The following is a 22228-nucleotide window of genomic DNA, read 5'->3' as shown; positions in this document are numbered from 1 at the left end:
CGGTCCTTCGGCGATGTGACACGCAGAAAGTCGCTGGGGGCGATCAGGGCTTTTCGGGAATTTCGGCTGGCGTCGCCCTCGCGGCATAAGCCGACAACCAGCGAGTGCAACGAGGTGCGTTGGTCGCTTAGACACGGGGCGACGTAAGCGACCGACACGCCCCACGAGGCTCACGCCTCGTGAAAGGCGGTCCTTCGGTGATGTGACACGCAGAAAGTCGCTGGGGGCGATCAGGGCTTTTCGGGAATTTCGGCTGGCGTCGCCCTCGCGGCAACTGTGCCACGGGGCGACGTAAGCGACCGACACGCCCCACGAGGCTCACGCCTCGTGGAAGGCGGTCGTCTGCTTATCAGTACGCCTTGGCGAAGATCGTCCGCCGGCCCTCCTTGCCCGTGATCACGCAGGGGCCCCGGCTGGAATCGCTCAGGGGAATGCAGCGCGGCGTCGCACCGCCCGTCTCCTCGCGGATTCGGCGTTCGTCCTCCGGCGTCCCCGCAAAATAGGCCTCCACGAAGCCGCCCCGCTCCGCCAGAATGGCCTTGAGCTCGTCGTAGCTTCCGGCAAAGGAGGTGTGCTCCTCCCGGAACGTCCTCGCGCGGACATACATCGCAGCCTGGATATCCTCGAGCACCCGGGTCACCGTCGGAACCAGGGCATCGTGGGCAACGTCGAACTTCTCCCCCGTATCGCGGCGCACGGCACGGACCGTCCCCGCCTTCATGTCCTTCTCGCCCAGCTCCAGCCGCAGGGGAACCCCCTTCTGCAGGTGATGGAAGAATCGGTCCCCCGGCCTCATGTGAAACTGCGTGTCGACTGCGGTATAAAGCCCTCCCAGAGCCTCGTTCAGCTGGTTCGAAAACTCGCGCGCCCTGGGCAGCAGGGCCCCGTCCAGCAGCGCCTCGTCCGTGGAGATGGGGAGCAAGACGGTCTTCGTCGGCGCCACTCGAGGCGGCAGGATCAAACCGTCGTCGTCGGAGTGCGTCATGATGAGGGCCCCGATCAGACGTGTGGAGATGCCCCAGCTCGTCGTCCAGCAGTCCTCGAGGTCCCCCTCCTTGTTCTGGAAACGAATCTCGAACGCGCGCGCGAAGTTCTGCCCCAGGAAATGGCTGGTTCCCGCCTGCAGGGCCTTGGCGTCGCTCATCATGGCCTCGCAGGTGTAGGTGTCCACCGCACCGGGGAAGCGCTCGCCCGCGGTCTTCTCGCCCGGAACGACCGGCAGGGCCAGGATGTCCTCCATCACCTGGCGGTAGACCTCGAGCATCCTCAGGGTCTCCTCACGGGCCTCCGCCTCCGTGGCGTGGGCCGTGTGCCCTTCCTGCCACAGAAACTCCGAGGTCCTCAGGAAAAGGCGCGGCCGCTTCTCCCAGCGCATGACGTTGCACCACTGGTTGATCAGGACGGGAAGGTCCCGCCAGGATTGGATCCACTTGCTGTACATGTGCCCGATGACCGTCTCGGAGGTCGGACGCACGGCGAAGGGCTCCTCGAGCTCCTCGCCCCCCGCATGGGTGACCATGGCGCACTCCGGGGCGAAGCCCTCCACGTGCTCCGCCTCCCGCTCCAGGAAGGCGTTCGGGATCAGGAGCGGAAAATAGGCGTTGACGTGTCCGGTCCTCTTGAACGCATCGTCGAAGTGCCGCTGCACCGACTCCCATATCGAGTAGCCCGTAGGCCGGATGACCATGCAGCCCCGCACCGGGGCGTAGTCCGCCAGCTCCGCCACCTTGATGACGTCGAGGTACCACTGAGAATAATCGACACTCCGCGAAGTGATGTTGCGTGCCATCGTTCACAAAACCTCCCAGAAACTTTGGCCCCGATCGAGTCGGGCCGTCCTGTCCTCGTTTCGAAAAATCCCTCGTCCGCCGTCACGGCAGGGGGTAGTGATCCCATATCGGAACGCCCAGGAAGAATCCCACCTTGAACTCCTCCGACCCGTACATCGCCGCCAGCTTCACATCGATGATGTTGTTGGGGAAGTTCACGGCAAGGCCGATCTCCCAGGGCGAGGCGATCTTCCTGTACTCCCGGTCCATCGCATAGCCGTAGCTGCCGAAGACCTCCGCGGCCACGATCCCCAGAACGCTGCGCTTGAGGACCCTGCGGAACGCCACGTTGACCCAGGCCATGCGCTCGGCCTCCACGGGCCGGGTCGAGACCGAGTAGAGCTCCTCCGCGGCCCCCAGGTAGGCGGCATGGCTGCGGAAATCCAGGTCCCCCTCCGCATACCCCAGACGGAAGTACGTCCGCCAGTCGTCGCCGACCTCGAGCGGCTTGAAGTAGGTGAGCCGGTAGTTGAGCTCCTCCAGGTTCGGCCACCACACGTTGAGCCGCCAGGCGTGCCCCTCCGTGGGGTCGCTCGGGATGTCCAGGGTATCGTAGGAGGCGAAGAGGGTGGGCCCCACGGCATCGCGCTCGTCGCCGCCGGCGCCTCGGGTTCCCTCCACGTGCTCGTACGCCACTCCGACTCCCAGGCGCACGTCGCCCCAGCGGAAGACCCGGTTGACCCCCAGCGCATAGCGATCCCAGTCCCTCATGCCGCCGGTTGTCTCCATCTTCCATTTGTGCACGGCCAGATTGATCTCCCATGCGTTCATCGGCTCGGGCGCCGTCTGGTAGGAGAGGTCGAGCCCCCACTGCTCGCCCAGCCGCAGCACTCCCGACAGCGAATCGTAATCGGAGAACAGCCCTCGCGCGATCCCCTTGACGTAGAGCCAGCGGTTGCGGTGCAGATTCGTCGTGTAGCCGGAGACCCCGATCTCGAGCTCGGGGCTCTGCCGCACATCCAGCTGGACCAGGACGTCGCCGGACCCGGTGCGCCCCAGCTGATAGTCCACCGTGGCGATGCTGGGCGACTCCATCAGGCGCCTCAGGGCCCCTTCGATCCGCTCGACGTCCACCGGGCGGCCCACCCAGACCAGATAGCGCCTGCGAAGATCCTCGGCCACCTTCTGGGGAAGCCCCCGGACCCGGACGTCTCCGACGGTGTTGGAGGTGGATCGGGCGATATTCAGATCCAGGATCCCGGGTCCGGCGTCCGAGAGCCTTCCGATCGCCTCGATATGAGCCAGGGCCGCCTCGCGTCCCCGCCCGATGATGGCGTCCGCCTGCGAGGAATCGAGGAACGAGAAACTGCGGACCTGCGGGGCGATCACCAGGTCCGCGTACCTGCCCTCCTCCTCGGTGGTACGCCGCATCACGATCGAGAGGGATTGGTCGATCACGTCGATATAGGAATTGAGCGCGCGCTCCCTGGAGGGGGTGTCCGAAACGTCCACGCCGATGACGGGACATCCCGGGAAAAGCTCCCGGGCTGTATGGATCGGCAGGTTCGAGACCAGCCCCCCGTCCACCAGAAGGTGATCGTTTACCTCCCAGGGCTCGAAAAGCGCCGGGATGGACATCGAAGCCCGCATGGCCGAGGCCAGGCTGCCCCCGCGCAGCACGACCTTCTCGCCCGTGTTGACGTCCGTCGCCACGGCGGCGTAGGGGATGGGGAGCATGTAGAAGTCGGTGACGGACACATGGCGCATCAGCTGAGTAAAATACTGAAAAAGCTTGTCCCCCGTCAGGATCCCCAGGGGACCGCGCTGGGGCCCCGCCTTTTTGTAGGTCAGGGCGGACACCGTGCTCCTCTTCGCCCTCTGATCGTTTCCCGTGAAGACGAACATCGGCCCCGTGTTCTCCGCAAGCAGGGAGGGCAGATCCAGCTCCCCGACGATGCGCCGCATCTCCGCCGCATCGTACCCGCTGGCCTTGAGCGCTCCGATCAGGGAGCCGATGCTCGTCCCGACGATGCCGACGATGGGGATCTTGTGCTCCTCCAGGACCTCGATCACCCCGATATGGGCAAAACCCCGGGTCCCGCCGCCGGACAGGGCCAATACGACCCCGGCCTCCGCGGCGAGAGAGGGGGACAGGCACAGGACCAACAACGCGCACAAAAATCTCCGCACGCTCACCACATCCTTAGCTCGAGATCCCAAAAAAGGCGGCGGGGCCCTCCGAGCCGCGCCGCCCCATCCTGAGCATCGGGGACCGCGAAAAAACTCCCCGGCCGAAACCGCAAACGCCCGGCCCCATCCCGCTCAGGAGGCGTTGAAGGAGAGCACCAGATAAAGCACTCCGTCGGGCTTCAGGGAGAAGGGCAGGGTAAAGCACTTCACCTCGGGGGACTGCGTCGGAACGTTCTTGATGTTGTCGCCGACGATCAGCTGAGGCGGCGTCACGTCGACCCCCGCGAGGGCCGCCTGGATCAGGGAACGTCCGCTGACCATATTGGAGAGCTCGCCGATGACGCTCATCGAGACGGGATCGTTGAGGTCTGCGGCGATCATGCCGCCGGACATCGCCGAAACGACGGCCTTGAACCCCGCATCGTCCAGCATGATGACCGCCGTTCCATGGGTGCCGCTCCCGACGATTCCGATCAGTGCGGCCGCACAGATGTTGGCCACCTTCACCCCTTGGGAGACCTGGCTCTTGTTCAAGGCTACGTCCAACCCCACCTCGCGCCCCACGGAGATCACGGACGAACCGAAGCTGTTGACGAGAACGGCAAGTTTATCATTGGCCATATCGTAGAACGACTCCCTTCCAGACTACGCCCTCTCGAGCAGAAAGGGCCGGCGCGTCTTTACCGCCAAAATCATGCTCACGAAGCACTCAAAGGGCCATTTCGTCCATGCCTCGCATGGCGATGGCCCACGCCGCCAGATCATCCACGGGACGCGGAGGGACCCACAGCGTTCGGGGCAAAAGCCTCCGCCACCAAGAGGGCCTGTGCAAACTCCAGTAAAGGCCCCGGGCCTCGAGGGTCGTCCCCCGCTCGTCCACGGACACGACCCGGCACCCCAGCTGTCGGCCTTCAGCATCCGCAACGAACTCGCCCCCGCAGGTTCCTCCACCGACGACGACGGCGCGCAGGGGCGCTCTCGTCCCCATCGGCAGCGGGTGCTCCAAAGCCCACATGTCCAGAGCGTACGGATCCCGCCCCAGACGCTTTACGGCACGCCAGAAAAGCTCCCTGTCCTTCACGGGGGAAATCCCCGAGAACAGCAACTCCTTTGCGGGGCCCGCAAAAGCCCAACCAAACTTGTCCCTGCCGGGATCCACCCCCAATATCATCGGAGGGTGGACTCCCAGCGGTCCACGAGCCACAGCCACTGGTCGGGATAGGTTCTGACCCAATCCTCCAGCACATTATGACACATTCGAAGGGACTTTGCCATATCCGTCCCGAAAGGCCTGCCGTCCGGATCGGGCCTGTCGCTCAGGATCTCCTGAATGACGATCGTGTGCCTCAAGCCGTCGGGACGGCGAAAATACAGGATGGGGACGACCGGAGCGCCGAACTTGACGTGCAGCTTCACGATCCCGTCGGCCGCACTGGCCGGGAGCCCCAGAAAGGGGACCGGGACCCCCTCCGCGCGCGCATCCAGATCCTGAAGAAATCCCACGATCCCGCCGCGTTTCAGGGTACGGAAGGCCTCGCGCAGCCCGGCCCCCTCGCTGGGGATCATCCTCATCCCGGCGACGACCGTGCGCTGACGTTGAATGAGGTCGTTGATCCCGCCGCGGTTGCGCTGGGGGGTGTAGAGCGGCACGACGGGATACCCCTCCAGGACCATTCGCGCTCCCGCGAGCTCCCAGTTGCCGATGTGGGCCGCCATCAGGAGCGCGCCGCGTCCGCGCGCCAAGGCCCGGTCGAGATGCTCGCTCCCCTCGATCGCCATCGTCTCGCGCAGGCCGGGCATCATCCGGTCCAGCCGGACGAACTCGGCGGCCGAGCGTCCCAGGTTCTCGAAGGACCTCCGAACGATACTCCGAGCCACGGTGACCCCCACCCCCAGGGCCGCGACACAGCGCACCTCGCACCGGTCGACCTTACGCCAGCTCAGGGCCCAGAGCAGGCGCCCCAAAAGCCCGCCGAACGCCACGGCGAGCCTGTGGGGCAGGCGCCGCACGAGCCCGGTCAGCAGGGAGACCCCGTATTTGTCGACACGCGTCCCTTTCCTGGCCCCCACGTTCAGCGCTGGGAGAGCTCCAGCAGTACGCCACCCGTCGCAGCGGGATGGATGAAGGCGATCAGCGCCCCTCCAGCCCCCTTGCGGGGCTTCTCGTCGATCAGGCGCACGCCCTTCTCCTTGAGCTCCGCCAGGGCGGCCTCCAGGTCCTCCACCCGAATGGCCAGATGGTGGATCCCCTCCCCCTTCTTGGCGATGAACTTGGCGACGGGGCTGTCCTCCGCCGTCGGTTCGAGAAGCTCGACCTCCGTATCCTTCAGGGGCAGAAAGGCCGTCTTGACCTTTTGTTCCTGGACCTCCTCCACCCCCGTACACCGGATTCCGAGCGTCCCCTCCCAAAAGGCCAGGGACTTCTCGATGCTGCTCACCGCTATTCCTATATGGTCGACTACCGTCGGCTTCATCCTCTGTTTCCTCCCTCAAAGCTATAAAAGTTGAATGTCTTGCGAGCCACGTCTGCTATTGTAACCCGATCCGCACCGGGCGCAAGGAACAAGTTGCCGAATGGAGGTCCGACCCGAAAAAATCGCTCGATTTCCTCCCGCCCCCGTTCCAAAGCCCTCTCCATGAGGTACAATGAGAAGGACGCGGACCGGAACGACCTTGACCTCGTCCTGAAAAGGGGATTCTTCGTCGCTGCCGTCCCGCACTTTGACGCATACAGGAGGTTGCTCATTCAGATGGCCTTGCTCACTTGTAGGTTATGCCGAAAGATCTTCACCGCAGCCGGAGGCCGGACCTGCCCGGCGTGCAAACAGCGTCTCGACGAGCTCTACGTGAAGGTTCGGGATTTTCTGAGGGACAACCCCAAGCTGGAGGCGAACGTGGAGTCCCTCTCCACATCCCTGGAGGCGGATATTCGGGACATCCAGGCCCTGGTGGACATGGGCTACCTGGACCGGGATCTCAAGCTCGACTCGGCAGGAGAGGAGACCGACCGGCAAAAACTGGCGCTCGAGTTCGAGCGATCCCTGAACGAGATGAAGTCCTCCGCGGCGGCCGCCCCCCAGCGCAGCGCCGTCTCCTACGGCCAGCAGCTCTACAGCGACAAGGGCCGGAGGCGCTAGCCGGTACCCCCATGGACGCCTCCCCCAACCTCCTTCCGGCCATCCTCGCCGCACTGCTGGGCGCCTGTATGGGCTCCTTTCTGAACGTCGTCGCCCACCGCAGCCTGGAGGGACGCCCCTGGTGGGGCAGCGAGCGCTCCGCCTGCGAATCCTGCGGGAGGGTCCTCGCCTCCTCCGAACTCATCCCGATCGCCTCCTGGCTGTTGCAGCGCGGCAGATGCCGGGGGTGCGGGACGCGCATCTCCCCCCGCTATCTGCTGGTCGAGCTCATCGGCGCGGCGTCGGCGGCGGGCGTCGTTTGGCGCTGGGGGCCCTCCTGGGCCGGCCTCATCTCCCTGATCGGAACCTTTGGCCTGCTTCTGAACGCCCTTACCGACTATGAATCCAGCGAAGTATTCGATGCCTTCGCTCTCGCCATGGGGGTCGGCGGGCTTCTGGTCCGTCTGTTCGGGGGACGCGACGCCGTCCTGGAGGGGCTTGTGGGGGCGGCCGCGGGCTGGGCCATCTTCGCCGTCATCATCCTCCTCAGCCGAGGAGGGATGGGATGGGGCGACGCCTGCTTCATGGCCGGGATCGGCGCCATCCTCGGCTGGCGCCTCACGCTTCTGGCCTTCTATTTCGGCATCATGGCCGGCGGGGTGGGGATCGTCGTCCTCATGCTCCGGGGCAAGGTCCGATGGGGACGAGGGGATTCCATCCCCCTGGTGCCCTATCTGGCCGTCGGATGCTATATGACGCTTCTCTTCGGCCCTCAGGTTCTGATGTTCCTGGGCAAGCGCTTCGGCATGCCCGAGGCCTTCATGCCTCCCTGGCCCTTCCTCTGACCTCTCCGCACGAGACGATGAAAATACGGGAGCCCGAAGGACGTCCTTCGGGCTCCCGTATTGTGACGTCTTGGGACAACCCTACAAAAGGGCCAGGGACAGCCGTTCCATATTGGCGCTCACATCGCCGCGCACGGCCGCGGAGATCACCGCCGCGCCGTCCGCACCGCAGGCCATGACCGCATCCAGATTCCCCAGGGAGATCCCTCCGATGGCCACGACGGGGACGGAGGCCGCCCGCACCACGGCCCGGACGCCCTCCGGACCGATGACCTGCGCGTCGTCCTTCGAGCCCGTCGGGAACACCGCGCCGACCCCAAGGTAATCCGCCCCGTCCCGCACGGCCCGGGCCGCATCCTCCGGCGTGCGCACGGACGCTCCGATCACGAAGGGGCGCGGGGCCAGCCGACGGGCATCGGCCACCGGAAGGTCGCTCTGTCCCAGGTGCACGCCGTCGGCCCCGCAGGCCAGGGCCACGTCCAGCCGGTCGTTCACGAAGAGGGGGACGTTTCGCGCCCGGCAGAGGGAGAGCATCCGAGTCGCCTCGCCGAGCAGCTCCCCGCCGTCCATTCCCTTGTCGCGCAGCTGCAGGGCGGTTGCGCCTCCGGCCAGGGCCAGCCGGGCCTGCGCCTCCAGGGAAAGGGGCGCGCCCACGGTCCGGTCGGGGATCACGTAAAGGCGCATCGCGCGGCGCAGATCGATCGTCCCGATCGCTCTCATCGCGGGACCTCCACGCTCCAGCGGCCGGAGTCGGCGGAAAGGTGCTCCGGTTCGAGCCGATGAAGCTCGTCCACCAGGCCGGCCGCAAAGGAGCCGCTCCCCCGTGCGCTCTTCTCCGCCCGCTCCGAGGCGATGCCCATCGCAAGCAGCCCGCAGAGCGTTCCCAGGGCCGGGTCGCCGCAGGCCGCCGCGACCGCCAGCACGACCGTTCCGGAGACACACCCGCTTCCGGAGACCAGGGGGAGAAGGGCGCTCCCACCCCTCACCGTCGCCACGGCCGTCCCGTCGCCGATCAGGTCCTCGGGCCCCGTGGCGCAAGTCACGCAGCCATGGCGCCGCGACAGCTCGAGCACCCCGCGCCTCAGGTCCCCGGCCCCAACGGCATCCACCCCTCGGGTCGATCCTCCCACCCCGGCCATCAGGGAGATCTCTCCCGCATTCCCCTTGAGGATCGACAGCGGGTGTTCCCTCATGATCCCGTCGAAGAGGTCGACCCTCAGGCGCGACGCCCCGTAGCCGACCGGGTCCAGAAGCGTCATGCAGCCCTTTTTCCGCGCCGCGGAGAGCCCCAGGTTCACGACCCTGACGGAGTCCGGCGTCGGGGTCCCCAGATTCGCCAGGAAGCCGCTCGAGAGGGCGATCAGCTCCTCGGTTTCCTCCGGATGCCTGGACATGAGCGGGGAGGCCCCCACCGCCAGGCAGACGTTGGCCTGAAGCGGTGCCGCCACGTCATTGGTGACGTGGAAGATCAGCGGCCTCCGCTCCCGCAAGGCGCGCCATGCCGCCTCCACGTCCCTCCCGGTGCAGTCCTTCAACGATTTTGTCACGGTCATCGTCCTCCTCCCGAATCGGATGCGCCGCGGGGCGCTCCCACCGGCCATAAATAAAAAAGCTCCCCATCCCACAGGAATGGAGAGCCTCCGTCAGTCCGAAACGTCCGACTTCCTGCACCGGCATTACCCGGATCAGGTTCAGGGGTCGAGAGTCCGCTCGCGCGTTCCCTCCTCTCAGCCTGGGCTCCCCCGCGGGAAAAATTTTCAGTCAACCATCCTCGAGCATCAATGCGGCTTTGTGACGGCCTCCTGGTTTCTGGCCTCCGGCAAAAGAAGCCACTGCCCCCAATCGAAGCGGACCAGGCCGCTGACGATGTAGAGGGCGAAGAGGAAGAGCGGAGCCGCCGCGCCGAGGAACGCGAAACACAGGGACACCATGACCAGCAACGCCATGCAGCGTTTCCTGTCGGCACTCCTCTTGGTGAGCTTCTTGAGGTTCGCGTAGGGGACGCTCGACACCATGAGGAAACCCGCGAAGGCAAGGATGGCCGCCATCGCCGCCGGATGGAGGATCGCGTCGGCCAGCACGAAGGAGGCCACGAAAAGCCCGCCCGCCGGGCTGGGAAGCCCCTGGAAGGGACCGGGAACGTGGACGACGTTGAAGCGCGCCAGACGGAGTGCGACGCAGAGGACGAAGAAACAGGCCGCCACGACGCCGAAAAGCCCACCCACTCCTCTGAGAGAGGCCATATAGACCAACATGCCCGGGGCGACCCCGAAACTGACCAGGTCGGCCAGGCTGTCGAACTCGAGACCGAACTGGGTACCCCCTCCCAGACTGCGCGCCACCTTGCCGTCCAGCCCGTCGAAGATCACGGCAAAGAACACCAGCCACGCGGCCGGCACGAACCGCCCCTCCACGGCCAGCATCAAAGAAAACAGGCCACAGAGCAGATTGCCGCTCGTCACCATGTTGGGGGCGATCTGTCGGAACTCGAGCGGCTTGCGCCTGCGCCTCCATTTGCGGCCCTTCAAAAAGCTCACGGATCCATCACTCCTAAAGAAGAGACTCCGGCATGGACCTTATCTCCAAGCTTGGCTATCAATCTTACATCCTTCGGCAGATAGATGTCAACACGGGACCCCAGACGGATCATTCCGTAGCGCTGCCCGGCCTGCAAGACCTCGCCCCGCCTCAGCCGGCAGACGATGCGTCTCGCGAGAAGCCCCGCAATCTGGACCATCAGAACGGGACCGTGCGGGGTGGAGAGCCCCACGAGGTTGCGCTCGTTGACCTCCGAGGCCTTTGGGGCGAAGGCGGCGATCTTCCTCCCCGGCACGTATTCCAGATAGTCCACCCGCCCCATGCAGGGCGCGCGGTTCACGTGTACGCTGAAGACGTTCATGAAGATCCCCACCTTCACCGCCGGCCCCGTGAAGGGGTGCTCCGCCTCCGATATCTCCACGACCCGGCCGTCGGCCGGAGAGGTGAAAAGCCCCTCCTCCTCCGGCGTCGTGCGGTCGGGGTCGCGGTAGAACCAGACCACGAAGGCCGTCAGAACGGCCATGACCGTCATGGGCACGACGGAGACGAGGGCGAAGGCCGCCGTGGTCAGAGCGAGAAACGCGATCGTCGAAATCCCGTCCTTTGCGAACTTCAAAGGCTCACATCCTCCCTTGCGTCAACGAGCGAAAAGGAAGCGCCTACTCCGCCGGCGCTTCCCCGCCCTCCGCCTCGAAGAGCGGCGCAACCGGCTGGGACGCGCCGGCCTCGTCCTCCATACGGACGATGCTGCAATCCGCCACGAGGTCCCCCTCGTCGAGGCGCACCGTGATGTTGCCCATGGCCACCCGGCTGAGCAGCGGCATCTCCTGCACCGCGACCCGGATCATGCGGCCCCGCGTCGTTATGGCGATCATCTCGTCCTGATCCCGGACCGCGTGGCAGCCGATCAGGCGGCCGGTCTTGGGCCCGAGGTTCATGGCCCGCACGCCCGACGTGGCCCGGTGGTGCGGGGTGAACTCGGCGAAGCGCGTGCGTTTCCCGACACCCCGTTCGCTGAGGATGAGGATATCGGCCTCCTCGCTCACGACGTCGCAGCTGATGATGGAGTCCCCGGGCGCAAGGCGCATGGCCCGCACGCCCCGGGCGCCGCGGCCCATCGCACGGAACTCCTCCTCGGAGACGCGAAGCGCCTGGGCGCCCGAAGTCATCAGGAGCAGGTCGTCGCTTCCGGTCGTCAGGCGAACCTGGGCGATCTCGTCCCCCTCGTCGAGGGTGATGACCCGCCTGGGCCGGTTCGAGTCCACTAGCTCGGAGAGCTCGATCCGTTTGGCGACGGCATCCTTCGTCAGGAAGAAGGCGTAGTTCAGGCCCTCCATGTCGCTGCTGGAGAGCGTGACCACCCGCTCCCCCTCCTCCAGGGGAAGGAGGCGGGATATCAGCTTGCCCTTTCCGGTGCGGGTCTCGGGGATCGTGAATCCCTTCAGCATGAGGACGCGCCCCTTGTTGGTGAAGAAGTACAGGTCGCGGTGCGTATGGGTCACGCACACCGTGGCGATGCTGTCGTCCTCCTGGACGGAGGCGCCCTTGCGCCCCTTCCCGCCGCGGCCCTGCAGGGCGTAGCTCTCGAGGTCCTGGCGCTTCAGAAAACCGTCCTTGGACAGCACGACGACGATGTCGCTCTCGGGGATCAGCTCCTCGTCCGCCGACTCCCGGTAGTTGTCGAGGATCTCCGTCCGGCGGTCGTCCCCGAAGCGCTTTCCGAGCTCCTGCAGCTCGCCCCGGATCACGCCGTCCAGAACCCTGGCGTCCCCCAGGATCTCCCGATAGGACGAGATGTCCCGCAGAAGCTGGCGCAGCTCCTCGTCCAGCTTCTCGCGCTCCAGCCCCGTCAGGCGCTGGAGGCGCATCTCCAGGATCGCCTGGGCCTGGAGCTCGGAGAACCCGAGCCGGTCGACCAGCCCCTCCTTGGCCTCCGTCGCCGAGGCCGAGCCTCGGATGAGCTGGATCACCCGGTCGATGATGTCGAGCGCCTTGACGAGTCCCTCGACGATGTGCTCCCGGGCCAGGGCCTTGTCCAGCCGGAACTGCGTCCTGCGGCGCACCACCTCCCGGCGGTGGTCCAGGAACAGGCCCAGCATGCTCGCGATCGGGAGCTCGCGGGGACGTCCCTTGTCGAGCGCCAGGTTGATGACGCCGAACGTCGACTGAAGCTGGGTGCGCCTGTAGAGCTGGCGCATCACGAGGTCGGGGTCCCCGTCCCGGGTGAGCTCCAGGACGATGCGCATCCCCTCCCGGTCCGACTCGTCGCGGATGTCCGAGACCCCGTCGATCTCCTTGTTCTGGACGCAGGCGACCATCGTCTCGATCAGGTTGGTCTTGTTGACCATGAAGGGGATCTCGGTGACGACCACGTGGGACCGTCCCCGCTTGCCCTCCTCCGCGTGCATGCGCCCGCGGACGACGACCCGGCCGCGGCCGGTCCTGTAGGCGTCGTAGATCCCCTGGCGCCCCAGAATGATCCCACCGGTCGGAAAATCTGGCCCCGGCATGCGCTCCAGAATGTCCGCCAGGCTGACCTCCTCGGCCGACGCCCCCGTCTCCAGGATCCAGCAGAGGACGTCCACGACCTCCCTCAGATTGTGCGGAGGGATGTTCGTGGCCATGCCGACCGCTATCCCCGTGCTGCCGTTGATCAGCAGGTTGGGGAGCACCGAGGGCAGGCACAGGGGCTCCTGCAGCGATTCGTCGAAGTTGGGCCCCCAATCCACGGTATCCTCGTCGATGTCGGCCAGCATCAGCTCGCCCGCCTCGTGGAGCCGCGCCTCCGTGTAGCGCATGGCCGCCGGTTTGTCCCCGTCGATGGAGCCGAAGTTGCCCTGGCCGTCCACCAGCCGGTAGCGCAGGCTCCAGTCCTGCGCCATGCGGACCATCGTGTCGTATATGGAACCGTCGCCGTGGGGGTGGTATTTGCCCATCGTCTCGCCGACGACGCGCGCGGACTTCTTGTAGGCCGAATTGTGCCGGAGCCCCAGCTCCGACATGGAGTACAGAACGCGTCGCTGAACGGGCTTCAGCCCATCGCGGACGTCCGGCAGGGCCCGGCCGACGATGACGCTCATGGCATAGTTCAGATAGCTCTCCTTGATCTCGTCCACCAAGGGCAGGGGGACGACCCTCCCGAACAGCGACTCTCCCTTGTTCTCTTCCGTCATAAAAAAATCCCTCCCGGATCCCCTCGCCCCTCGCCGACGGACGAATCGGGGCGAAGCCCCCCGCCGCAATCCGTTCCGCGGGCGCATCCGTTATACTTGGGGAACGGGAAAGAGCCTCTCCCCCGAAACGGCGGGGGCGCGCTTTCCACTCCGAATGCCGAGGCATCGAGGAGGCCCCATGATCGAAGCCGTTCGAAGGATCGTCGAGAAAAAGGAAGTTCTGGCTGCAGGCGTCATGTCCGGCACGTCGCTGGACGGGATCGACGTCGCCCTCTGCCGCATCGCGGGCGTCGGGCGGGACACGCGGATCGAGGTGCTTCACTTCATCACCCTTCCCTACTCCGACCGGGAGCGTGAGGATCTCCTGCGGCTCTGCACCCCGGGAGGCGCCGACGTCGCCGCCCTCTGCCGGGCGAACAAGGCCCTGGGCGTACGGATCGGGCACGCCGTCCTGGAGGCCCTATCCGGGGCGGGTCTGCGCCCCGCGGACGTCGACTTCGTCTCGTCCCACGGCCAGACCGTCCATCACGCGCCCGAGGAGGGCTGCACCCTCCAGATCGGGGAGCTGGCCGACATCGCAGCCGTCACGGGGCTCCCCACCGTGGGCGACTTCCGCCCCTCCGACATGGCGTACGGCGGCGAGGGAGCGCCCTTCGTCCCCTTCGTCGACCGCCTGCTCTACGCGAGCGACCGGGCGAGCCGCCTGCTGATCAACATCGGAGGGATCGGCAACGTCACGGCCCTGCCGCAGGGCGGGGCGGCGGACGGCCTGAGGGCGTTCGACACCGGCCCGGGCAACGTCCTGATCGACAGCCTGATGAAGATCCACGGCGACGGTGACTTCGACGAGGACGGCCGCACCGCGGCCCGAGGCGCCCCGTCGCAGGAGCTGCTGGACTTCATGATCGGCCGGGACGCCTTCCTCCCCCGTCCCGCCCCCAAGAGCACCGGCCGGGAGCTCTACACCGTGGAGTACGCGGAGCGAGTCCTGCGGCACGGAGAGGGCCTGGGACTCACCTTTCCCGACGTCGTCGCCACGGTCACGGACTTCACGGCCTACGCCATCGGCTTCTCCGCCCGGACCCACGTCCCCTTCCCCATCGACGAGTTCTACGTCAGCGGAGGCGGCGCGCACAACCCCTTCATGATGCGGCGGCTCGCCCATCATCTCGGGGCCGAGGCATATCCCCTGGAGCGGCTGGGGATGTCCGTCGACGCCAAGGAGGCGGCGGCCTTCGCCATTCTGGGCAACGAGTTCCTCCACGGGCGCTTCAACAACGCCAGAAGCGCGACGGGCGCCGACCGCGACGTGCTCATGGGCAAGCTGGCCCTGCCGTCGCCCTCCGCGGGGGCGGGCTCATGATCGTGCGGCGGCTCGGCCGCGAGGACGCGGAGGCCTACCGCAGGCTCTGCCTGCAGCTGGACCGCGAGACGCCCTACCGTCTCTACGGCCCCGGAGAGAGGCTGGACGTCCTGCGCGTCTACGCCGAGGAGATCGACGCGATCGTCCGGAACCCGAGGTCCTGCATGATCGCGGCGGAGGAGAACGGCGAGCTGGTGGGCTATCTGGCCGCCTACGGGCGCTCCGCCCCAAGGGTGGCCCACGTCGTCACCGTGGCGGTGGCGATCCTGCAGAGCCACACGGGACGGGGCATAGGCCGGCGCCTGTTCGAGGCCCTGGAGGCTTGGGCGCGGGGGATCGGGGTTCGCCGCATCGACCTGACCGTGATGACGGACAACGAGCCCGCCCTCAAGCTCTACACCCGGCTGGGATTCTGCTTCGAGGGGCGCAAGCGCGAATCGATGAGGTTCGGCACGCGCTACGTCGACGAGTTCTACATGTCCAAGCTGCTCGCCCCGGAGGCCCGGCCATGAGGGACGAGCGGACGGAGCACCCGATCCGGGCCCTGCTGACGCGTTGCAGGGACACGTGCTACCGCAAGGCGGCCTGTTTCGTCGAATGCCGGGGAAACGTGCTCTGCGAGACGTCCGAGGGGTGTTCCGCCGACGCCCTCTTCGACCTCGCCTCCGTCACCAAGATGGTCACGGCGACGACGGTCCTCCACCTGGAGGCCGAGGGGGCATTCTCCCTGGACGACCGGCCCGTGGATCTTCTCGACCCGGACCTTCCGGGCCCCGTCGCCCGGCGGCGTCTTTCGGCCGTCACGGTGCGCAACCTTCTGGCGCATTCGTCCGGCCTCGTCCCCTGGTTCCCGTTCTACACGCGTCCCGGCCCGTTCTGGGCCGTCCTGGAGACGGTTCTGGCGGAGACCGCGCCGGAGCCCGGCCCGGCCTACAGCGACCTGAACTTCATGATCCTCGGCGAGCTGGTCCGTCGGGCGACGGGAAGGGGCCTCGAGGATAATCTGCAGGAGCTCAACGCGCTCCTGGGCACGGCCATGACCTACCGTCCCGCCGACCCGTCCGCCTGCGTGGAGACGGAACGGGGGAACCGCATCGAGATGCGGATGTGCGCGGAGCGCGGCCTCTCCTTCGGGGCCTTCCGTCCGACGGACGCCGCCATGCGGGGCGAGGTCAACGACGGCAACGCACACTATTTCTTCGGGGGTACCGCCGGACACGCGGGGATCTTCGCCCGGGCGCGCGACGTCGCCCGGCTGGGGCGCCTCTACCTCGACGGCGGACGGGCGGAGGGAGTACAATGGGTGCGCCCGGAGGTCGTCGCGGAGTCCTTCCGGGACCACGGCGACGGCAGGGGGCTGGGCTGGAGGATATCCGACGTCTTTCCCCTCGGCGCGGGACACTCCGGCTTCACCGGGACGTCCCTGTGGGTCTGCCCGGAGCGGCGCATCTCCGCCGCGCTTTTGACCAGCCGCCTGGCCGTGGAGCCCGCGCCCGACCTCACGGACCTGCGCCGCGAACTGCACCGAACGCTGTTGAAACGGCCCTGAGGCGCCGATTTCAAAAAAAACGGGCCGCCCGGGTTGTTATTTGCGCCCCGTCGGCCGGAGGAGGTCGTACTCGATGAGAAAGTCGCTGTGTCTTCTTCTGTTTCTGGTTGCGCTCGCCCTTTCCGGGCTCCCCTGCGCCGAGGCGTCGGGCCGGAACCTGATCTACGCGGTCGACAAGGAGCCCAGCGGGCTGGACCCGAACCTGGTGACCGCCCACGCATCGATCCGCGTCCACAAGCAGATCTACTCCACGCTTCTGGAGACGAACGCCAGCATGGACCTGATCCCCGACCTGGCGGAGCGCTGGGAGGAGGGGCCGAACAACACCTACACGTTCCACCTGCGCAAGGGCGTGAAGTTCCACAACGGGCGCGAGCTCACGGCCGACGACGTCCTCTACACCTACAACCGGATCCTGAATCCCGACGTGGGGTCCATCGCGCGCTCCTATTTCTCGCGGGTCAAGGCCATCGAGGCCCTCGACCCCTACACGGTGAAATTCACCCTGAGCAGCCCGGACGCGACCTTCCTGAACTACACGGCCAGCAACTACGCCGGGATCGTCCCGAAGGAGGTCGTGGAGGAGCACGGGGACCTCAAGAAGGTGACCTGCGGCACCGGCCCCTTCAGGATGAAGGAGTACGTCGAGGGCAACAAGATCGTTCTGGAGCGGAACCCGGACTACTTCATCGAGGGCGAGCCCAGGCTCGACACGCTGACGTTCCTGGTGATGCCGGACGAGGCGTCCCGGCTGGCCGCCCTGAGGACCAAGAGCGTCCACCTGGCCGTCCTGTCCTCCGCCAACCTGCCGCTGGTGAAGAACAACAAGGACATCGTCGTGATGGACTACCTGTCCTCCAACTACGACTTCCTGGGATTCAATTTGACGAAGAAGCCGTTCGACGACGTGCGCGTGCGCCAGGCCGTGGCACTTCTGATCGACCGCCAGGAGATCATCGACGCGATCTACGACGGCAACGCGGTGCCCACCGGCCCCTGCCCGCCGTCCATGACGAAATGGGCGATCGACGTCGAGCGGGACGCGCTCTACAAGCCGGACGCCGAGCGGGCCAGGAAGCTGCTGGCCGAGGCGGGGTACCCCGACGGGTTCTCCATGGAGATCACCGCCGGCATCAACAAGGCGACCACGGACGCCGCTCAGATCATCCAGAGCCAGCTGGCGAAGGGGAACATCGAGGCCTCCATCCGGGTCCTGGAGACGGCGCAGTACATCGACGCCTGGAAGCACCGGACGCACGACTCCATGATCGGCATGAACGGCGGCGGCAGCGACCCGGACCGCAGCCTGGACTTCTTCTTCACCACCGGAGCGCCCGCCAACGTCTGGGGCTACTCCAACCCGGAGGTGGACAAGCTGAACGCGGAGGGCCGGGAGACGACGGACTTCGAGTCCCGCCGCAAAATCTACGCCCGGGCGCAGGAGATCCTGCTGCACGACCTCCCCACCGTCTTCCTGGAGTGCCCGAAGGCCTTCTTCTTCGTCCGCAAAGAGGTGAAGGGCTACCGGGCCGAGACCTACGACAGCGAGAACTTCGTCGGGGTGACGGTCGAGGAGTAGCCGCGCACCGCCGGGCGACGGCCGGCAGGCTGAGCCGCGCCGGTCGCCCGGTTCCCTTGTCGGGGCGTGTCGGTCGCCTGGTTTTTTCAGGGACAAGCGGTGTCGGTCGATCCGTTTCTCGTGCAAAAGGGGGATTTCTTCTGAAGCTCTACATCGTCAAGCGCATCCTGATGCTGATCCCGGTGGTGGCCGCCGTCAGCGTGCTCGTCTTCTTCCTGATGCGGGTGCTGCCCGGCGACGTCGTCTCCGGAATCCTGGGCATCGAGGAGACGCCGGAGGTTCGGGCGGCGCTGGAGAAGCAGTTCGGGCTGGACCTCCCCCTCCACCGGCAGTACCTGCAGTGGGCGGGCGGCATGCTGAGGGGCGACTTCGGCGTCTCGCTGCGCACGGGAAAGCCGATCCTTCCGGAGTTTCTCTCCCGCTTCAAGGTGACCTTCGAGCTCGCGCTGCTGGCGTCCCTGATCGCCTGGGTCCTCGCCATCCCGCTGGGGATCCTCTCCGCCGTCAAGCGCAACCGGCCCGTGGACCTGCTCATCCGCGTCGTCGGCCTGATCGGGGTCTCCATCCCCAACTTCGCCTTCGCCACCCTGCTGATCCTGGGGCTGTCGCTGGGCTTCTCCTACTACCCTCCCGTGGACTTCGTGGGCTTCTTCGAGGACCCCCTGGCAAACCTGGAGTGCCTGATCTTCCCGGCCCTGGTGCTGGGCTGCATCATGGCGGCCGGGATCATGCGCATGACCCGCTCGTCGATGCTGGAGGTGCTGAGGCAGGACTTCATCCGCACCATACGGGCCAAGGGCGCGGGGGAGCGGATCGTCCTGCTCCGGCACGCCCTGCGCAACAGCCTGATCCCGATCGTCACGATCGCCGGGATGCAGATCGGCTCCCTCCTCGGCGGAACGGTCGTGACGGAGCAGATCTTCTCCCTGCCGGGGATCGGCCAGATGACGCTCACGGCGATCTTCAAGCGGGACTACCCGGTGGTCCAGGTCAACGTCCTGATCATCGCCTGCGTCTACGTGCTGGTCAACCTGGCGGTGGACCTGGCCTACACGGGGATCGACCCCAGGATCACCTACAGGTAGGAGGAGGCGGACGATGAAGGAGCTGCTCTCGGCCCTGATCAGGGACAAGGTGGGACGCTGGGGCTTCGTCGGGGTGGCGGCCATCCTGCTGATGGCGATCCTCGCACCCCTGCTCGCGCCCTGCGACCCGCTCCAGGTCGCGACACGGATGAAGCTGTCCGCGCCCTCCGCGCTCCACTGGATGGGCACGGACTTCCTGGGGCGGGACATCCTGAGCCGCATCCTGTACGGCGCGCGGGTCTCCGTGTTCGTGGGGGTCGTCTCCGTGTCCATCGGCGCGGGGTTCGGGTACCTGCTGGGACTGCTGGCGGGCTGCCGCGGCGGCTGGGTCGACGCTCTGGTCATGAGGGCGATGGACGTGCTGTTCGCGTTCCCCTCCATCCTCCTGGCCCTCGTGATCGTCTCCGTCCTGGGGCCGAGCCTGCGCAACACGATGACCGCGATCGGCGTCGTGTTCATGCCGGTCTTCACCCGAACGGTGCGGGCCGCCGTCCTCTCGGTCCGCTCCATGGACTACGTCGAGAACGCACGGTCCGTCGGGGTCAGACCGCTGATGGTCGTCGTCCGGCACATCGTGCCAAACACCCTCGCGCCGTTCCTGGTCCAGACGACCTTGGCCCTGTCCAGCGCCGTCCTGACGGAGTCCGCCCTCAGCTTTCTCGGGCTCGGCATCCAGCCGCCCCACCCGTCCTGGGGCTCGATGCTGTCGGAGAGCCGCAGCACGATGGAGCTGGCGCCATGGACGGCCGTATTTCCGGCGCTCTTCATCTTTCTGACGATCCTCTCGTTCAACATCCTGGGCGACAGCCTCCGCGACATCCTGGACCCGAAGCTGAAGCGATGAGGACGGAACCCCTCGCCGGCCCCCTGCTGAGCATCGAGAACCTGGGCATCGAACTCCGGACGGACCGGGGGTCCCTGGACCTGGTCGACGACCTGAGCCTCTGCGTCTACCCCGGCGAGACCCTGGGGATCGTCGGGGAGTCCGGATGCGGCAAGAGCATCACCGCGCTATCCATCCTGCGGCTGATCGAGCCCCCGCTGTCCGTCGCCCGGGGCCGCATCCTGTTCCGCGGCGAGGACCTCCTGGCCTGTTCGAGGGCCCGGATGCGCGAGATACGGGGAAACGCCGTCTCCATGATCTTCCAGGAGCCCATGACCTCCCTGGACCCGCTGTTCACGATCGAGAGCCAGCTGACGGAGGCCCTGACGTTCCACAGGAGTCCGGGCCGCGCCGAGGCGCGCGCGGCCGTGACGGACATCCTCCGCAGGGTGGGGATCGCCCGGACGGAGGGGGTGCTGGCCTCCTACCCGCACCAGCTCTCCGGCGGGATGCTCCAGCGCGTCATGATCGCCATGGCCATGCTCTGCGACCCCGCGCTCCTCATCGCCGACGAGCCCACCACGGCCCTGGACGTGACGATTCAGGCCCAGATCCTGGCCCTGATGAACGAGCTGCAGGAGAGCCGCGGCACGTCGATCCTCCTCATCACCCACGACCTCGGCGTCGTGGCCGAGACGTGCCGGCGCGTGGCCGTACTCTACCGCGGGCAGATCGTCGAACAGGGCGATGTGGAGCGGATCTTCCGGAACCCCCTGCACCCCTACACGCGCGGCCTGCTGCGGTCCGTCCGGTCCCTGGGAAACGCGGAAAGGCGCCTCTATGCGATCCGCGGGACGGTGCCGTCCGGTCCCCTGGAGACGGGCTGCCGCTTCCGGAGCCGCTGCGACGAGGCCGAAGACCCGTGCAAGGCCCCGCAGGTCCTGCAGGATAGGGGGGACGGACACCTCTGCCGGTGCTGCCGTACAAGGGAGGCCCTGTGATGGACGACGATCGGAACATCGTGAAACCGGATCCTCTGCGGGGACCCGAGCGCAAAGAGGACCTTCTCCAAGCGTCCGGCCCGCTTCTCGAGGTTCGGGGGTTGAAAAAGCACTTCGCCGCGCCCTCCGGCTGGTTCCGCGGGAAGGGCCCCGCCATCCGGGCCGTGGAGGACGTCAGCTTCTCCATCGACGAACGGGACACCATGGCCCTGGTCGGCGAGTCCGGGTGCGGAAAATCCACCACCGCCCGGTGCATCGTCCGGCTGATCGAGCCCACGGCTGGGTCGGTCCTCTTCGACGGGCGCGACCTGCTGACGCTCGCCCCCGAGGCGATGCGGAGGGCCCGCCGCCACATCCAGATGGTCTACCAGGACCCCTACGGCTCGCTGAACCCGCGGATGACGGTGGAGGACCTCCTGGCGGAGCCCCTGCGGACCCACGGGCTGGGGGACCGAAGGCGGATCGAGCGCGACGTCCTGGACATGCTGGACCGGATCGGCCTGAGCCGCACGCACCGGACGCGTTATCCCCACCAGTTCAGCGGAGGACAGAGACAGAGGATCGGCATCGGACGGGCCCTCATCGCCCGGCCGCGCCTGATCCTTGCCGACGAGCCCGTCTCGGCGCTCGACGTCTCCATCCAGTCCCAGATCCTGAACCTGCTGATGGACCTTCAGGAGGAGATGGGCCTGACCATGCTCTTCATCTCGCACGACCTGAACGTGGTGCGGCACGTCAGCCGGAAGGTCGGGGTGATGTACCTGGGCGAGCTGGTGGAGCGGGCCCCGACCGCGGAGCTCTACGCGGAGCCCCTGCACCCCTACACCCGGGCGCTGCTGGACTCCGTCCCCGCCTGCGACCCCTCGCGGCGGAAGCGGCGCGCGCCCCTGGAGGGCGATGCGCTGAGTCCCCTGGAGAGGCCCGAGGGCTGCCCGTTCGTCAACCGCTGCCCGCAGGGCACCGAGCGCTGCCGGACGGATCGTCCGCCGCTGGCGGAACCGAGGCCCGGCCATTTCGTGCGCTGCCATCTGTGGCGGACGGGAACCGATCCGGAGAGGAAGGGGCTTGGACGATCGCTCTAGGAACGGGAGCGGGGACAATTCCGGTCCCGCTCCACACGATCCAGCAGCCCCTCGCAGCAGACGTCGGTCAACGACGTGACGAGGGCCTCCGCATCCGCAGGAAGCGGCCGCTCGC

21 protein-coding genes and 1 riboswitch are annotated in these 22228 nt (G+C 66.9%); of the genes, 10 read left to right on the top strand and 11 right to left on the bottom strand.

Annotation, left to right across the window (positions count from 1 at the left end):
- Positions 1 to 349: 349 nt before the first annotated feature.
- The 6 genes from proS to mce form a co-directional block, all read right to left on the bottom strand.
- Positions 350 to 1789 carry a proline--tRNA ligase gene (gene proS / locus EII26_RS12270; RefSeq protein WP_124889453.1) on the bottom strand — a complete coding sequence of 480 codons (1440 nt, stop codon included), beginning with the start codon at positions 1787 to 1789 and terminating at the stop codon, positions 350 to 352.
- A gap of 82 nt (positions 1790 to 1871) precedes the next feature.
- Positions 1872 to 3959, bottom strand: a complete 2088-nt coding sequence (locus tag EII26_RS12265) for a patatin-like phospholipase family protein (protein WP_158612333.1) — start codon at positions 3957 to 3959, stop codon at positions 1872 to 1874.
- Between the two features lie 132 nt (positions 3960 to 4091).
- A complete protein-coding gene (locus EII26_RS12260; protein ID WP_124889451.1) occupies positions 4092 to 4580 on the bottom strand; it encodes a chemotaxis protein CheX in 489 nt (162 codons plus the stop codon).
- Between the two features lie 88 nt (positions 4581 to 4668).
- The gene (locus EII26_RS12255) at positions 4669 to 5130 is read right to left on the bottom strand and encodes an endonuclease (RefSeq protein WP_124889450.1); all 462 of its coding nucleotides are present in this window, start codon (positions 5128 to 5130) and stop codon (positions 4669 to 4671) included.
- The gene (locus tag EII26_RS12250; RefSeq protein ID WP_158612332.1) at positions 5127 to 6029 is read right to left on the bottom strand and encodes a lysophospholipid acyltransferase family protein; all 903 of its coding nucleotides are present in this window, start codon (positions 6027 to 6029) and stop codon (positions 5127 to 5129) included. Before EII26_RS12250 ends, EII26_RS12255 begins: the two co-directional genes overlap by 4 nt.
- 2 nt (positions 6030 to 6031) lie before the next feature.
- Entirely contained in the window at positions 6032 to 6433 is a 402-nt protein-coding gene (gene mce, locus EII26_RS13195; RefSeq protein ID WP_158612331.1) for a methylmalonyl-CoA epimerase, read from the bottom strand.
- 276 nt (positions 6434 to 6709) lie between these two features.
- On the opposite strand from mce, the gene EII26_RS13190 reads away from it, so the two are divergent.
- Positions 6710 to 7096, top strand: coding sequence for a hypothetical protein (locus EII26_RS13190; RefSeq protein ID WP_158612330.1), 387 nt, complete (start codon positions 6710 to 6712; stop codon positions 7094 to 7096).
- A gap of 11 nt (positions 7097 to 7107) precedes the next feature.
- Positions 7108 to 7920, top strand: coding sequence for a prepilin peptidase (locus EII26_RS12245; protein WP_158612329.1), 813 nt, complete (start codon positions 7108 to 7110; stop codon positions 7918 to 7920).
- Positions 7921 to 8001: 81 nt separating this feature from the next.
- Here the strand turns inward: EII26_RS12245 and thiE are convergent, their stop codons facing one another.
- From thiE to gyrA, 5 genes are all read right to left on the bottom strand, one after another.
- Entirely contained in the window at positions 8002 to 8640 is a 639-nt protein-coding gene (thiE, locus tag EII26_RS12240; protein WP_124889447.1) for a thiamine phosphate synthase, read from the bottom strand.
- Entirely contained in the window at positions 8637 to 9467 is an 831-nt protein-coding gene (locus EII26_RS12235) for a hydroxyethylthiazole kinase (protein ID WP_158612328.1), read from the bottom strand. The genes thiE and EII26_RS12235 overlap by 4 nt, the downstream gene beginning before the upstream one ends.
- A 98-nt stretch (positions 9468 to 9565) precedes the next feature.
- Positions 9566 to 9674, bottom strand: a riboswitch (TPP riboswitch).
- Positions 9675 to 9698: 24 nt separating this feature from the next.
- Positions 9699 to 10457 (bottom strand): CDP-diacylglycerol--serine O-phosphatidyltransferase, encoded by a 759-nt coding sequence (gene pssA, locus EII26_RS12230; RefSeq protein WP_233572748.1) that lies wholly within the window; start codon positions 10455 to 10457, stop codon positions 9699 to 9701.
- Complete coding sequence (locus EII26_RS12225) at positions 10454 to 11074, bottom strand: phosphatidylserine decarboxylase family protein (protein ID WP_124889445.1); 621 nt, start codon at positions 11072 to 11074, stop codon at positions 10454 to 10456. Before EII26_RS12225 ends, pssA begins: the two co-directional genes overlap by 4 nt.
- 43 nt (positions 11075 to 11117) lie before the next feature.
- Complete coding sequence (gene gyrA / locus EII26_RS12220; RefSeq protein WP_124889444.1) at positions 11118 to 13631, bottom strand: DNA gyrase subunit A; 2514 nt, start codon at positions 13629 to 13631, stop codon at positions 11118 to 11120.
- 178 nt (positions 13632 to 13809) lie between these two features.
- Here gyrA and EII26_RS12215 point away from each other — a divergent pair, with 178 nt between their 5' ends.
- The 8 genes from EII26_RS12215 (at position 13810) to EII26_RS12180 (ending at position 22113) form a co-directional block, all read left to right on the top strand.
- Positions 13810 to 14994, top strand: coding sequence for an anhydro-N-acetylmuramic acid kinase (locus EII26_RS12215; protein WP_124889443.1), 1185 nt, complete (start codon positions 13810 to 13812; stop codon positions 14992 to 14994).
- Entirely contained in the window at positions 14991 to 15506 is a 516-nt protein-coding gene (locus EII26_RS12210) for a GNAT family N-acetyltransferase (RefSeq protein ID WP_124889442.1), read from the top strand. The genes EII26_RS12215 and EII26_RS12210 overlap by 4 nt, the downstream gene beginning before the upstream one ends.
- Positions 15503 to 16543: a serine hydrolase domain-containing protein gene (locus EII26_RS12205; protein WP_124889441.1), complete on the top strand. Its 1041-nt coding sequence runs from the start codon at positions 15503 to 15505 to the stop codon at positions 16541 to 16543. The genes EII26_RS12210 and EII26_RS12205 overlap by 4 nt, the downstream gene beginning before the upstream one ends.
- A gap of 73 nt (positions 16544 to 16616) precedes the next feature.
- The gene (locus EII26_RS12200) at positions 16617 to 18122 is read left to right on the top strand and encodes an ABC transporter substrate-binding protein (protein ID WP_124889440.1); all 1506 of its coding nucleotides are present in this window, start codon (positions 16617 to 16619) and stop codon (positions 18120 to 18122) included.
- Entirely contained in the window at positions 18023 to 19207 is a 1185-nt protein-coding gene (locus EII26_RS12195; protein WP_255415975.1) for an ABC transporter permease, read from the top strand. The genes EII26_RS12200 and EII26_RS12195 overlap by 100 nt, the downstream gene beginning before the upstream one ends.
- Positions 19208 to 19220: 13 nt before the next feature.
- Entirely contained in the window at positions 19221 to 20051 is an 831-nt protein-coding gene (locus EII26_RS12190) for an ABC transporter permease (protein WP_124889438.1), read from the top strand.
- Entirely contained in the window at positions 20048 to 21031 is a 984-nt protein-coding gene (locus tag EII26_RS12185) for an ABC transporter ATP-binding protein (protein WP_124889437.1), read from the top strand. Before EII26_RS12190 ends, EII26_RS12185 begins: the two co-directional genes overlap by 4 nt.
- The gene (locus EII26_RS12180; RefSeq protein ID WP_124889436.1) at positions 21031 to 22113 is read left to right on the top strand and encodes an ABC transporter ATP-binding protein; all 1083 of its coding nucleotides are present in this window, start codon (positions 21031 to 21033) and stop codon (positions 22111 to 22113) included. Before EII26_RS12185 ends, EII26_RS12180 begins: the two co-directional genes overlap by 1 nt.
- The last annotated feature ends 115 nt before the right edge of the window (positions 22114 to 22228 follow it).

It is taken from the genome of Fretibacterium sp. OH1220_COT-178, assembly GCF_003860125.1.
In the GTDB taxonomy this organism is placed as follows: Bacteria; Synergistota; Synergistia; order Synergistales; family Aminobacteriaceae; genus CAJPSE01.
The sequence above is the reverse complement of the archived record's forward strand: the minus strand, read 5'-3'. Positions and strand labels throughout refer to the sequence as shown.